The following is a 12418-nucleotide window of genomic DNA, read 5'->3' on the forward strand; positions in this document are numbered from 1 at the left end:
CTTTCTAGATCCGGGTATCGACGAGCAGACCTGCGATTTCCATCAGTTTCGCGGCCACATCCAGCGTTTTTTCAGGAGGAACCTCGCGGATAAGCTCGTTTGTATCCTTATTCAATACCTTAATCATGATAGCATTTGTTTCTTTGTGGACTGAAAATTCCACTTTTGTATGAGGGCCTTCCATGGCTTTGATGGCTCGGTCGACTGCTTTAATCTTCTGCTCGTCCGAGACGGTAGGCTTAATGCCCCGCAGCTCGGCCAGCCGAAGCGCATCGGTCGTATTGATGACCATTGATTTGTCGATTCCTTCTCTGGACGGTGCCAGAGCCGTCTTCGCGGGCGGCTGCATCATGCTGTTCATGGACGGAAAGTTTGATACGTTCATGGACATTGTTTTTGCTCCTTTTGAGGACTCATATAAGATTTTATCGGTTGATCTTTTCTTCAATATAATAGCTGCCGCTGGCATTTGCTCAACCGCCCTAATCTTCGGCCCCGCTCTCTAGTTGTTCAAAAGCCACCACATACAATGTAATCATCGGACTATTCCAGGTTATTTTCATGGGACTCGGTAATTATCTTCAAGCACTGGAGCAGGTTCCCTTGACCTAGAACAACGTATTTTAAACTGTTCGTTCCAAGGCCATTAGGAACATTCATCAGCAACCAAGAAGGCACGTTCCATTTTTAGTTCCTCATGCTCCTTGCCGAGTTGAAACTTATCGCTAGGATGACGGCGCTTCTTTCAACGCGGCAAACAGAAGGGAAATCTTCTTTTGATTGGATTGTGTAGTGAACATGATTTTGCTGCTAAGGCAAAGAGACCTTAGAACGAATCTAAGGTCTCTCAGGATACAGCGTCTGTTTTTAGCGGAGCAGGGAAAGTACGCCTTGCGGAGCCGAATTCGCTTGCGCCAGCATCGATTGCGAAGCTTGCAGAAGGATGTTGTTCTTCGTGAGTTGAACCATTTCCTTCGCCATGTCGGTGTCGCGGATGCGGGATTCGGAAGCTGTCAGGTTCTCGGTCGTCGTGCCCAAGTTGTTGGACGTGTATTCCAGACGGTTCTGAACTGCACCAAGCTTGCCGCGTTCCGTAGCGACTGCAGAAATTGCGTCGTTGATAGAAGCCAGTCCAGAAGCGGAGCTCAGGGAACCGAAAGATGTCGTCGTAATCGAACCGATCGTGATGAGCGTACCTTTATCGTCGGTCACGATGCCAGCGCCGGTCGTGATACTCTTGCCGTTGAACGTCGTGTTCGTAAGGATGTTGCTGATCTGGGAGGAGAGAGCCGTCAGTTCCTCACCGATGTTGTTCTTATCAGCCGTTTGGTATGTGCCGTTGTCCTTTTGGATGTTCAGCTCTTTCATGCGCGTCAGCATCGCGGAAACTTCGTTCAGCGCACCCTCAGCCGTTTGCACGAAGGAGATGCCGTCTTGCGTGTTGCGCTGAGCTTGCTCCAGGCCGCGGATCTGGCCGCGCATGTTCTCGGAGATGGACAGGCCGGCAGCGTCGTCAGCCGCGCGGTTGATGCGCAGGCCGGAGGACAGCTTCTCCATGTTCTTGCTGGAAGCCGTTTGGTTCAGGCCCATATTGCGGTTCGTATTGATGGCAGAAATGTTGTGGTTGATAATCATGATTGAGTTCCTCCCTGAAATTGAATGATAGTCCCACTTCCTTGTGGTAAATCAGCTTTAGGTCGGCCGCCCTTAGCTGATCTACTCTATTTATCGGGAGGATTCCGGTTTTAGTTTATAGCGATTTCGGTAATTTTAGCGATTGGAATTGATTTCTCAGGTCAGCGATGGAAACGTCCTGCTGGACCGCGCCGCGATTCGTCTCCGCGATCTCTTGGTACAGCTCCTTGCGCAGGATCGTGACGTCCCGCGGAGCGGAGATGCCGAGCTTGATGCCGTCGCTGCCGACCTCCAGCACGGTCAGCTCGATATCCGGTCCGATAAGGATCGATTCGCCCTTGCGGCGTCCGAGCACAAGCATCAGAATTCCTCCTTTCCGGCGGCAAGGGAAGGCTGCAGCAAGCTATGGCGGGTCGAGTAAGAGGTTCCCTCCAGAATGACTTGAGCCGCTTCCCCCGTACGAACGTTGAAGACGATCGGAGCGATCAGGTTGAGCGTCGCGCCTGCAAGATCTCCTTGGATGCTGACGATGTTGAGCACCCGCACGTCCTCGATCTGCTGAAGGCTCAGCTCCTTTTCCGCCTGCTCCGGCAGGTTGAATTCATAATTCGGATAAAAAGCGAACGGATCGGCCGCGACGAAGGCGAGGCCTCCTTCCTCCAGCGATTGGAGGTGGAACAGCGGGCTGTCTTCCACCGGAATGAGCGCATAGTCCTTATATGCCGGGAACCCGGGAATTCCCGACGGGAACGTGTAGATTTCTTTGTCGCGAACGTCGAGAGGACCGAAGCGGGCCGTTTCAATAATCATGGGATTCCACTCTCCTATTAAATTCGTTGAGAACCGGATAAAAAAGAAAGAGCAACAAAATCGTCAGTCCGATTTTATCGCTCTTTTCATAGAGGCTGCAACGTTGGCTTCCTGCGGCGGTCAGCCATCAAGCCCTCAGCTCGACCGCCGGCGGAGGCGTGACGAAGACCTTCGGATATTGAGTGACGGCGTACTGCACCGAGGCAGGCGCGTAATCGACCTCCGGCCGATACGTCTGCACCTGGATGTCGACCTCGCCCGGAGTAAGGCTGATCTCCGGCTTGCGGACCTCGAAGTTGATGCGGGTGTTGAACAGCGAAGCCGGTCCGAACACTTGTCGAGGCGCTTGCTCCCGAATAGCCTCCGATAAAGCGACGTCGGGAAGAGGATTCTCTTTCACCTGCAAGTCGGCGATCTGCCGCCACTTTTGGATCGTGCGGGCGGCATGCTGCTGCATGACGGCCGGCGTATCCGAATAAATCCGCTGGATGAACGCCTCCGGCTTGCCGCCGTTGATGGCGTTCCAAGTAGCCGTCTGATCGATCTGCAGCTCCGGACGAAAAGACTCGATCTCCAGCGATGGACGCGTCGTCTGCACGCTGACCTCCGGGCGGGGCTGCCGGATCTCGACCTGGGCTTTGCGGGACTGGATGTCAAGGCGAACGGGCTGCGACTCGATCTGGAGCTGCGGCAGCCTCATCCTAGTTCAGGAAATTGACGAGCGAAGGCTGGATGATCTTGGCGCCGACCGATAGAGAGGCCTGATAGACGTTCTGGCTGACGGCAGAGTCCAGGAAAAGCTTCTCGACGTCGGCATCCTCGGTCTTGGACTGCAGCGCCGTCAGGCTGACGTTCAGATCGGTCAGACGGTTGCCCATCAGCTCGGTGCGGTTCGTGCGCGCTCCATTTTCCGCGCGGGCGGAAATGACCTTGTTCAGTCGGCTCTTGATGTTCTCCAGCTCCGCTCCTACCGCCGAATAGTTCGCGGAGGAGAGCGCCCCGTCCAGACGGTCGAAGATGGAGAAGACGTTGTCCGACGTCCCCGCGGCATCCGCTTCGCCGAAAATGGAGGACGCATGCAGATTGACGTTCATCGTGATCGATTCGCTGATGGCATACGTGACGTCGGCGGCATCGGCCGCGACGGCCTTGGCGTCGAAGCCGGCGGCTCCGGTGTCATACGGCTTGCGATCGAACATCTGCCCGGCAAAGACGTACTTGCCGTTGAAGCTGCTGTTGGCGATGTCGAGCATCTGGTTTTTCAGCTCGCTGATCTCCTTGTTGATGGCGTCCAGGGAGCTCTGGGTATTGGTACCCGTCGAGCCTTGGGTCGCTAGCGTCGTAAGACGCTGCAGAATCTCCCCCGCCTGGTTCATCTGGCTGTCATTGAAGTCAAGCCACGACTGAGCCGAGGCGACGTTGCTCTGATACTGCGTATTGGCGGACAAGTCCGACCGGTAGCGGAGGCCATACGTGATGCCGACCGGATCGTCGGACGCCTTGTTGATCTTGCGTCCGGTCGCGATCTGGTCCTGCTGGGTCGACATCCGGTTCATGTTGGTGTTGAGGTTGCTCATCAGCTGGGCATGCATCATGCCCTGGGTGACGCGAAGAGCCATCTCGTTCATCTCCTTTGCACGGATTAGCGGCCGACTTGACCGGTTCCGTTGATCAGCTTCTCCAGCAGCTCGTCCATCGTCGTCATGAAACGAGCCGCGGCGTTGTAGGCGTTTTGGAACTTGATCATGTCGGACATCTCTTCGTCGGTGGAGACGCCGCTGACGGACTGGCGGCTGCTGTTCGCCTGGTCCACCATCGCAGAGGCGTTGGCATACTGGCGCCGCGCTTCCTGAGACTGGACGCCGACCTGACCGATCATCGCGTTGTAATAGCTGCCTATGGTGGCCGATGAAACGGCGCCGCCGGTCGAGGTCAGATCCATCGTGAACGCTTTGTCCTTGGCCTCGCCGAGAAGCAGCGCCAGCGTATTGTTGCCCTTGACGACCGTCGTGACGCCGGCGGCGTCGGTCGTCGTACGCATGGAACCGGCAATCAGGTTGGAGTCGGCGTTGATCGCCGGGTTGAGTCGGATGCTGCCGGCCGTAATGCCCGAAGCGCCGCCTGCGGCGTCAAAGGTAAAGAAGTCGAGACCGGCCGTAGCCGGCTCCTGAAGCGTATAGCCGAGCTTGTGGAGGCCGTTGATGCCTTGTACGGTCATGACCGTATCCTCGGTCAGCGGCACCGTCGTGCCCGGCAGCACGGAGCCCTTCGGCACGGTCACTTGAAACTCGCCGTTGGCCAATGTCTGCGCCAGCTGGTCGAGCTTGTCGCGCAGGCCGCGCACGTTCGTGTCGCGCGCCTTGAAGGTGCCGTGAATCTCGCCGCCGCTGAGGTCGCCGGCCTGATAGGCGGCTTCGAGCGACGCTCCGGTCAGCGTCTCGGCCTCCGTCCCGCTGACGAGGCCCGCATTGCCCATGTTGATGACATAGCCGTCGTCCGTGTCCGTCACGGTGACGTTGACGAGCTTCGACAGCTCATCCGTCAGCAGGTCGCGCTTGTCGCGCAGGTCGTTGGCGTTGTCGCCGAGTCCTTCCATGCGCTTGATCTGGCCGTTGAGATCGGCGATCGAGCTGAGCAGCGAGCTGGCCTGAGTCGCCTTGGTATCGGCGCTGCCGGTCAGGTCGGCGTCGAGATCGGTCAGCTGGCGGCTCAGCTGGTTGAAGGAATCGGTCAGCGCGACCGCCGTCTGCTTGACGATCTGGCGGTTCGTGATGTTCTCCGGGTCCTTGCTCAGATCGGACCAGGACGACCAGAACTTCTCCATCAGCGTGCGGATGCCCGTGTCGGAAGGCTCGTTGACGACCTTCTCGAGCTTGTCGAGCGTCTCGGCCTGGATCTGCCAGCTGCCCTGGTACTTGCTTTCGCTCCGGTACTGATCGTCGAGGAATGCGGTGCGGATGCGGTTGATGGAGGACGCCTCCACGCCGGAGCCGAGCTGGCCCGCTGCCGTCGAGCGGGAAAAGCCGAACGGCTCCATCGGCGTCGCGGCGCTCATGCCGACGCGCTGACGGGTGTAGCCGGCGGTATTGGCGTTGGAAATATTGTGGCCGACGGTGTTCAAAGCCGTCTGCTGGGTAAACAGACTCCGCTTGGCGGTTTCGATTCCGTGGAACGTGGATGCCATGGGGCGGTCCTCCTCTAGCCTTTTCTATCGAACATGCCCGCCTTGACGGCTCCGGCCGGATGCAGCTGCGGGTGCACATAGGTGTAATCGTCATAGGGCGCATCCGCCGTTAGCTCCAGCGAGAAATCGATGAACTCCAGCGACTGCTTCGTGAGGGCAAGATTGTGCTCATTGCGCTGCTGGACGTCCTGGAGAAGCCGAGTCAGCTCCTCTTGAAGCTCGGACAGCCGCTGCTTCTCCTCCGGCTGATTGACCGTGCGGATGAGGTCGCTGAGCTTGCCGCTGCGAAGGCGCAGCTGGAGCTTGGAAAAATGGATGTTGACCTGCATCTGCCGGCGCACCTCGAGCTCCTCGGCCCGTCTTGCCAGCTTGCGTTCCTTCATCAGGATGGCGCTGAGGGCGTCGACGTCCCCCTTCACCAGCACGGGTGTCTTGGCGGCGGCCAGCTCCAGCAGCTCGCGGTAAAGGCCGCTCTGCTGCCCGAGCGTCTCGATCAGATCCTGTACGGTCATACATCCCATCCGTTCTTCAATAGATTAGTTCAGGTAGTCCCACAGCTTGTCGGCGATCTTGCCGGCGTCGACGCGGTACGTGCCCGCGGCCACTTCGTTCTTCAGCTCTTGAATGCGCTGCTTGCGCTCGGCGCTTTCGGGCTGGCGGCTGGCTAACATGGCTTTGGCCTCCTCGGAGATCTGCACCTGGTCGGTTTTTCGGGTACGGGCGCCCTCCGAAACCCGCGCTTCGCTCTGCTTCTGGTATGTGTGGACAGGTTGAATCCTGCCGGTCTCATTGATTTTCAAGTCGGTTCACCTCGATTGGGTTGGCCTGACTGCGGCCTGGACTGCTCTGACCCTATTATCGGCCCTTCGGAAACCTTTGTTTATAGAGCAGTCGGACTATTTGTCAAGTCCTATATTTATCGATTAAACAAGAATATTGTCTCATACTCAAGTCTTATCTTTAATGCGATAGGCTTTTTGAACTGCCTGTCGGCGCTCCTCCTCTTCCTCGGCTTCCTGAAGCCGCTTCACGTCGCCTCTCAGCCGCTGGCGGCAGGAATCGCACATATGATCCTCGCGGATGAGGATGCCGCATACATCGCAGGGATAGCTGAGGCTCGGCGCATCCATGAGCGAGATGCGTCCTTCCTTGATGAACTTCGTAATCTGCCGGATCGCGACGCCCGTCTGCTCCGACAGCTCATGGATCGCGGCCCCGCGATTTTTGCGCAAGTAGTCGCAGCAGGCTTCATATTCGCGATCGATCTCCCGGATGCATGCCGGACAGACCTCGCGGAAGTTTTTGGCGAACAGCTTGCCGCAGCGCGGACAATTGTCCAGATTCATGGGACCAGCCCCTTTCCGTTTCCCGTTCTACTTGTTCTATTATCGGCGGATCCGCAGCGGTTTTCGAGATGAAGGGAAAGCGAATGTTCTTCCAGCGCAGGGAAGAGCAGGGAAACCAAAAAAAGCGCGCTTATGCGCGCGCCCAGGTCAGGCCGTACAGATCGACCGGCACATGCGAGCAGCGCTGCAGCGCAAGCGCGCAGTGGTCCATCGTGCTTCCGGTCGTATAGATGTCGTCCACGATCAGCAGCCGCAGCGGCCTGCGGCGCTCCGGATCGCGAGCGGCGAGCAAGCGGAGAATTCCAGCCGCTTCCGGCGCCGCCCCGAACAGCCCCTCCGCCGCAAGCAGGCGCTCCCGTCTCGTCTTGGCGCTCATCTTGCCGCGCTCCTCCTTGCGCTCGAGCAGCGGCCTCGACGTCACTCCCGCACGGACGGCGAGCGAGGCGGCCAGCCGCTCCGCTTGGTTGAAGCCCCGTTCCTCGAGGCGCTGCCGGCTGATTGGAACGGACGTGACGAGGTCGAACGGCTGGGCTTCGCTTCGTCCATCCCGGCCGAGCCGGTCCGACACCCTGCCGGGCAGCCGATCCGCAAGCCGCAGCTCCTCGGCAAGCGCGTGATAGGCCGGCAGCAGCATTTCGGCGAGCCACGGCTGAAGCGCCTCCTCGCCCCGGTACTTATAGCGGGCCAGCAGCTGGCGCATCTCCAGCGTATACCTGACGGCGCTGCGGCTGCGGATGAAGCCGGACGAGGTCCGGCGGCAGCAGTCGCCGCACGGATCCGGGCGGCCGCATACATGGCATTGGATGCGCGAGATCCACGGAATCATGCCACGGCATCTGCCGCAGACGCCCTCGCACCACGAGCGCGGCAGATCGGCCGGCAAGCCGGCAAGCGAAGTTCGGCCAGGGGCGAAGCCGCCCCCGCAAAGCCCGCAAGCGGCGCGGGCAGGGGCAAGCAGCTCCAGCAGCCCGCGAAGCAGGCGCGACGGCCATGCAGGGCCCGGGGACGGATAGAGGCGAGCGGGCGCCGCTTTCGGATCGGTCGGCCATGGGGGGAGAAGCTCGGCGCTCTCTTCGGCGGCGGGCTCCCCGGAGTCCCGCAAGAGGCGCGTCTCGGCGCGAAGCAGGCTGCCGGCAGGTTGAATGGACATGAGATTCACTCCTTGACGGTGGAAGTAACGCTGTGCGATCGGACCGAGCGCGGCAGGAGATAGCCCGCCCTGCGCGCGGCCCGGTTCATGAGGCGGATCTGACGGACGGCTCGCTTCTGCGCAGCGCTCGGCGAAGCTCCCGCGAACCAGACGAAGCCTTGCGGGTCGGCGGCCGATCTGCCGGCTCGTCCCGCCGATTGGACGAGCGACGCCTCGTCGAAGACGCCGGCATCGGCATCGAGAATGAACACGTCGCTGCCAGGAACCGTCACGCCCCGTTCGAGAATCGTCGTCGTGACGAGCATCCGCAGCTCCTTGGCGCGAAAACGGATGACCTTGTCCGCTCGTTCCGGGTCCTGCGAATGCGTCGCCTCTACCTTTCCTCGGCCCGGGAACAGCTGCCGCAGAAGCCGAGCGACCGGCTCCGCGGCGCGGATGGAGGGGACGAAGACGAACAGCTGGGCGTTGCGGTCCAGGGAGCGCGTCAGCGCCCGCCGCAGCGATGGCGGCATGCGGCCGGCGGCCGCCATGGCAAGAGCGGAAGGCGTACGCAGCAGGCGCGGCACCGGCAACGGGTGGCGATGGTAGCGCGCCGGAACCTTGGCATGCGGCAGCAGGCCTCGCCGCGCGAGCCGCTGCAGCGACGGGGGCGGCGTAGCCGTCAGCAGCACGGTCCGCGAGCCCGGAGCGCCGCTGCGGGCCGCCGCCTCGTGCAGAATCGCGTCGCCGGCAAACGGGAAGGCGTCCAGCTCGTCGAGCACGATCAAGTCGAATGAGCCGCGAAAGCGCAGCAGCTGATGCGTCGTAGCGAGCGTGAGCCGCCCGTCCTCTCCTCGTCGGGGACTGCCCCCGTACAGCGCGACGGGCGGCGTGTCGGGAAAGGCGCGGCGCAGCCGAGGCTCGAGCTCCAGCACGACATCCCGGCGCGGCGTCGCGACGAGCGCCCTGCCGCCGCGGCGCAGCACGGACTCGAGCAGCGGAAAGATCATCTCGGTCTTGCCCGCGCCGGTCACCGCCCAGAGCAGGAAGGAAGGTGGCGGCGCAGCCGGCTGCGGGCGGCGACGAGGACGGAACGGACCGACGAAGGCGGCGGCGCGGCGCAAAAGGAGCGCCGGCTGCCGAATCGAGACGGAGCGCGCGGGCGGAGCAGAGACCGAGCGCGCGGCGGAAAGCAAGAGCAAGCGGACGAGCTGCCCCAGCGCCGAGCCGGAGCGCGTGCGAAGCGCCAAGCCCATGCGGGCGAGGGCGGCCAGCCGCGAGAGCGCGCCGTGCGGACGAGGCGGAAGCTGCGCCCGCTCGAGAAAGGCGAGCGCCGAGGCGGCCGCGGCGCTCTGCGCGGGGCTGAGCCCCCAACGGCGCAGGCGCTCCGCCGCCGGGGGCAGCTGCTCGGGCGGGGCAAGCCCTGCGCCGCCCGGCCCGGCCCGTGCCGGCAGGCCGAGCACGAGCAGCCCGCACTCGCGGCTGCGGCCCAGCGCCAGGCAGGCCTGGCAGCTCGCGCAGCGGCCGCTCCCGCACGCGCCGCAGGGCGTGCGCAGCAGCTGCGCCTCGCCGCTGCCGCAGCGCTGGCAGCGGCCTGCGGCGACGGCGCCGCCAAGGCGCAGCCGGCCGAGCAGCGCCGCCAGCTGCAGCGCGGCGTCGCCCCCGCCGGCGCCTGCGGCGGCCAGGCGCGCCTGCGCCTCGCCGCGCAGCAGGGCGCGGCCGCGCAGGGCGCCTGCCGCGGCGCACGCAGCGCGCGCAAGCGCCGCGGCTGCGCCGCCGCTCCCGTGACGGGGCATCGCCGCCGTCACGGCCGGCTCCCGGACGGCCATTCCGGCCCGTCCGGGGCGAGCGCCGCGCGCGCCAGGCGGCGCAGCGCCTCCGCCGCCTCCGGCAGGCGCAGCGGCGCGGCGCCTCCCGGCGCGGCAGCCCGGCTTGCGCGCAGCCGCCGCGCCCCGCCCTGAGCTCCCGCCGGCACCGGCCCCTGCCGGTTCCAGCTCGCCGCAGCCTCATAGGCCGCCCCCAGCGGCAGGGGCACGCCGCATGCGAGCATCGCCTCCGCAGGCACGGGAGGCGATGCTCCCGCTTCCCTTGCGGCCTCCGCCGCCCATTCGGCGTCCAGCCGCCACCGCAGGTCGACCTCGGCGTCCAGCGTCACGGCGGCCCGCCAGCCCTTTTCCGCATCCAAATATAGATATAGCGTCGCCTTCAATTCGCCCCTCCTTCTCCACGGACCGCTCGAAGCGGCCGGCCCCGGACAACGAAAAAAAAAGCACACCCTCAGACGGTTTCCCGCCGAGGGTGTGCTTCACCCGCGCCTTCCATATGGATCCAGTATACCTGTCGGGGCCGGCTGCCGCAAGCCTGGCTTTCTCGCTGCGCCATTCCCCGCTTCAAAAGGGCAGCTTGCTCCAATCCTCGACGTTTTTCATGTCGATAAGGATCGGCTGGTCGCGCTCGCTGACGATGCCCCAAGCCCGCAGCGACCAAAGGATCTGCTCGCGGCCGCTGCGCGGATTCGAATCTTCCTTGCAGCCCCGCGCCGGCGCCCCTGGGCTGGCAGCAGCGTGGGAGCCAGGCTCCTCGTCCTGTTCCGGATTCGGCCAGCCGATATCCGCTGCTCCCCCCTCTTCCGATCCGCGCTCGCTGCCGGGCCGCCCCTTCTGTCCGGGCTCCAGCTCGGGCTCATGCTCCCGCTCGACCTCCGGCTCCTCGGCGGGCAGCTGCCCGCCGAAAGCCTCCTCCGTCCCCCGTCCTTGCCCCTTGCATTTTCCTTGCGCCTCCGCCGCTTCCCGTCCTTGCCCCTGGCAATCTCCTTGCGTCTCCGCCGCTTCCCGTCCTTGCCCCTGGCAATCTCCTTGCGCCTCCGCCTCTTCCCGTCCTTGCCCCTGGCAATCTCCTTGCGCCTCCGCCTCTTCCCGTCCCGCTCCGGCATGCGGAGCCGCTGCCGTCCGCCTCTCCTCGTCCTCATCGCGCATGCGGCTCATCTCCGGCCCGACCCACAGGATGGCTCCCTTCCAGCGCCGCACGATCTCGCCCGTGCCGTCCTGCGAGCCTTGATCCCACACCGTAATCCTCACCGGGATGCCGGACTTCCGAGCATGCGCCTCCAACGAGCGGAGGCAATGCTCGATCACCGGTTCGTCGTCCCGGGTAAGCAGGATGAAGTGGCTTTCGGAAGGCGTCCGCCCGGCGGCCTTTCTCCGGGCCAGGTGGACCGCCGCGGCGGCTGCTCCGTAACAGGCGATGACGCCGATCAAGATTTCGTACATCCCGTCTCCTCCTCTGCCGTCCGGCGCGGAGGCGCCGGAGGGTCCGCCCTCGCGCGGTCCGCGCTCCGGCGCCTGATACGGTACCGTATGCCGAAAGCCCCCTGGGCGTTACGGCGGGACGGCGCGCCATGCCGTTTACGACGAAGCGAACGCGGTTCCTTGCGGACGCAAAAAAGAGCCGTCGGGATCGCTCCCTCGGCTCTGCCTTTCCCAAGCTATGTAGCTCCGCGCGTGCTCGTTGGACGCCTGAATCGGTGCGGACCGGTCCTCGGCTGACCGGCCGGCTCCGGCCCGAGCCGCCTCGCCTCGCGCTAGAGCGTGACCCAGCCGTACTTGATGGAGTTGATGACGGCCTGCGTGCGGTCGTCGACTTCCATCTTTTGCAGGATGCTGGAGACATGGTTCTTGACGGTCTTCTCGCTGATGAACAGGAATTCCCCGATCATCTTGTTGCTCTTGCCCTCTGCCATGAGGCGAAGCACCTCGGCCTCGCGGCGGGTGAGCGGGTTGTTCTCGCCGGCGACGAACTTCACGCCGGTCTCGCGTCCAGCCGCAGCGCCGCTGCCGGCGCCCATCTCGTCCAGATAGGTCATGCGGCGAAGCTGGTTGATGAGCTTGCCCGTCACCTTCGGGTGGATGTAGGCATGGCCCTGCACGACGGAGCGGATCGCATTGATGAGCGACTCCGCCTCCATGTCCTTGAGCAGATAGCCCGTCGCGCCCTTGCGGAGCGTCTCGAACACGTAGCTCTCGTCGTCATGGAGCGAGAGGATGATGACCTTGATGTGCGGAAACAAGTCCCGGAGCCGCTCCGTGGCGACGACGCCGTTCTCGATCGGCATGTTGATGTCCATGAGGACGACTTCCGGCTGTTGCTGGTTGCAGAACTCCAGAACCTGAATTCCGTCGCTGCATTCCCCGATCACTTCCAGGTCGTCCTCCATGTTGAGAATCCGCTTGAGGCCTTCCCGGAAAAGCTGGTGATCGTCGGCAATCAGCAGCTTGATCTTGCGCTTGCCTCCTGCTGCGTTCAGGTCCATATGCG

15 protein-coding genes are annotated in these 12418 nt (G+C 63.0%); all 15 read right to left on the bottom strand.

Annotation, left to right across the window (positions count from 1 at the left end; all coding sequences use genetic code 11):
* Positions 1-4: 4 nt before the first annotated feature.
* Positions 5-391 (bottom strand): flagellar protein FlaG, encoded by a 387-nt coding sequence (locus tag HGI30_RS21100; protein ID WP_235680232.1) that lies wholly within the window; start codon positions 389-391, stop codon positions 5-7.
* 476 nt (positions 392-867) lie between these two features.
* The gene (locus HGI30_RS21105) at positions 868-1635 is read right to left on the bottom strand and encodes a flagellin N-terminal helical domain-containing protein (RefSeq protein ID WP_168909305.1); all 768 of its coding nucleotides are present in this window, start codon (positions 1633-1635) and stop codon (positions 868-870) included.
* 115 nt (positions 1636-1750) lie between these two features.
* Positions 1751-1996 (bottom strand): carbon storage regulator CsrA, encoded by a 246-nt coding sequence (gene csrA / locus HGI30_RS21110; protein ID WP_168909306.1) that lies wholly within the window; start codon positions 1994-1996, stop codon positions 1751-1753.
* The gene (gene fliW, locus HGI30_RS21115; protein WP_168909307.1) at positions 1996-2445 is read right to left on the bottom strand and encodes a flagellar assembly protein FliW; all 450 of its coding nucleotides are present in this window, start codon (positions 2443-2445) and stop codon (positions 1996-1998) included. The genes csrA and fliW overlap by 1 nt, the downstream gene beginning before the upstream one ends.
* 127 nt (positions 2446-2572) lie before the next feature.
* Positions 2573-3145, bottom strand: a complete 573-nt coding sequence (locus HGI30_RS21120; RefSeq protein WP_168909308.1) for a DUF6470 family protein — start codon at positions 3143-3145, stop codon at positions 2573-2575.
* A 1-nt stretch (position 3146) separates the two neighbouring features.
* Entirely contained in the window at positions 3147-4064 is a 918-nt protein-coding gene (flgL, locus tag HGI30_RS21125; RefSeq protein ID WP_168909309.1) for a flagellar hook-associated protein FlgL, read from the bottom strand.
* 23 nt (positions 4065-4087) lie between these two features.
* Positions 4088-5629 (bottom strand): flagellar hook-associated protein FlgK, encoded by a 1542-nt coding sequence (gene flgK / locus HGI30_RS21130; protein ID WP_168909310.1) that lies wholly within the window; start codon positions 5627-5629, stop codon positions 4088-4090.
* Positions 5630-5643: 14 nt separating this feature from the next.
* Complete coding sequence (locus HGI30_RS21135; RefSeq protein ID WP_168909311.1) at positions 5644-6141, bottom strand: flagellar protein FlgN; 498 nt, start codon at positions 6139-6141, stop codon at positions 5644-5646.
* Between the two features lie 24 nt (positions 6142-6165).
* A complete protein-coding gene (flgM, locus tag HGI30_RS21140) occupies positions 6166-6429 on the bottom strand; it encodes a flagellar biosynthesis anti-sigma factor FlgM (RefSeq protein WP_028599002.1) in 264 nt (87 codons plus the stop codon).
* A 147-nt stretch (positions 6430-6576) separates the two neighbouring features.
* Positions 6577-6975 carry a flagellar protein gene (locus HGI30_RS21145; RefSeq protein ID WP_168909312.1) on the bottom strand — a complete coding sequence of 133 codons (399 nt, stop codon included), beginning with the start codon at positions 6973-6975 and terminating at the stop codon, positions 6577-6579.
* A 130-nt stretch (positions 6976-7105) separates the two neighbouring features.
* Complete coding sequence (locus tag HGI30_RS21150; RefSeq protein WP_168909313.1) at positions 7106-8125, bottom strand: ComFC family protein; 1020 nt, start codon at positions 8123-8125, stop codon at positions 7106-7108.
* Between the two features lie 5 nt (positions 8126-8130).
* The gene (locus HGI30_RS21155; RefSeq protein WP_168909314.1) at positions 8131-9933 is read right to left on the bottom strand and encodes a helicase-related protein; all 1803 of its coding nucleotides are present in this window, start codon (positions 9931-9933) and stop codon (positions 8131-8133) included.
* The gene (locus HGI30_RS21160; RefSeq protein ID WP_168909315.1) at positions 9909-10313 is read right to left on the bottom strand and encodes a hypothetical protein; all 405 of its coding nucleotides are present in this window, start codon (positions 10311-10313) and stop codon (positions 9909-9911) included. Before HGI30_RS21160 ends, HGI30_RS21155 begins: the two co-directional genes overlap by 25 nt.
* 181 nt (positions 10314-10494) lie before the next feature.
* Positions 10495-11373, bottom strand: a complete 879-nt coding sequence (locus tag HGI30_RS21165) for a glycosyltransferase family 2 protein (protein WP_168909316.1) — start codon at positions 11371-11373, stop codon at positions 10495-10497.
* 311 nt (positions 11374-11684) lie between these two features.
* Positions 11685-12413: a response regulator gene (locus HGI30_RS21170; protein WP_168909317.1), complete on the bottom strand. Its 729-nt coding sequence runs from the start codon at positions 12411-12413 to the stop codon at positions 11685-11687.
* Between the last annotated feature and the right edge of the window lie 5 nt (positions 12414-12418).

It is taken from the genome of Paenibacillus albicereus, from assembly GCF_012676905.1.
Classification (GTDB): Bacteria; Bacillota; Bacilli; order Paenibacillales; family Paenibacillaceae; genus Paenibacillus_O; species Paenibacillus_O albicereus.

Excerpts from the sequence above, each read along its gene's own strand:
- HGI30_RS21150 (WP_168909313.1), bottom strand. The coding sequence starts at position 8,125 with ATGTCCATTCAACCTGCCGGCAGCCTGCTTCGCGCCGAGACGCGCCTC.
- HGI30_RS21155 (WP_168909314.1), bottom strand. The coding sequence starts at position 9,933 with ATGGCCGTCCGGGAGCCGGCCGTGACGGCGGCGATGCCCCGTCACGGG.
- fliW (WP_168909307.1), bottom strand. The coding sequence starts at position 2,445 with ATGATTATTGAAACGGCCCGCTTCGGTCCTCTCGACGTTCGCGACAAA.
- HGI30_RS21165 (WP_168909316.1), bottom strand. The coding sequence starts at position 11,373 with ATGTACGAAATCTTGATCGGCGTCATCGCCTGTTACGGAGCAGCCGCC.
- HGI30_RS21135 (WP_168909311.1), bottom strand. The coding sequence starts at position 6,141 with ATGACCGTACAGGATCTGATCGAGACGCTCGGGCAGCAGAGCGGCCTT.
- csrA (WP_168909306.1), bottom strand. The coding sequence starts at position 1,996 with ATGCTTGTGCTCGGACGCCGCAAGGGCGAATCGATCCTTATCGGACCG.
- flgL (WP_168909309.1), bottom strand. The coding sequence starts at position 4,064 with ATGGCTCTTCGCGTCACCCAGGGCATGATGCATGCCCAGCTGATGAGC.
- flgK (WP_168909310.1), bottom strand. The coding sequence starts at position 5,629 with ATGGCATCCACGTTCCACGGAATCGAAACCGCCAAGCGGAGTCTGTTT.
- HGI30_RS21170 (WP_168909317.1), bottom strand. The coding sequence starts at position 12,413 with ATGGACCTGAACGCAGCAGGAGGCAAGCGCAAGATCAAGCTGCTGATT.
- HGI30_RS21105 (WP_168909305.1), bottom strand. The coding sequence starts at position 1,635 with ATGATTATCAACCACAACATTTCTGCCATCAATACGAACCGCAATATG.
- HGI30_RS21145 (WP_168909312.1), bottom strand. The coding sequence starts at position 6,975 with ATGAATCTGGACAATTGTCCGCGCTGCGGCAAGCTGTTCGCCAAAAAC.
- HGI30_RS21100 (WP_235680232.1), bottom strand. The coding sequence starts at position 391 with ATGTCCATGAACGTATCAAACTTTCCGTCCATGAACAGCATGATGCAG.
- HGI30_RS21120 (WP_168909308.1), bottom strand. The coding sequence starts at position 3,145 with ATGAGGCTGCCGCAGCTCCAGATCGAGTCGCAGCCCGTTCGCCTTGAC.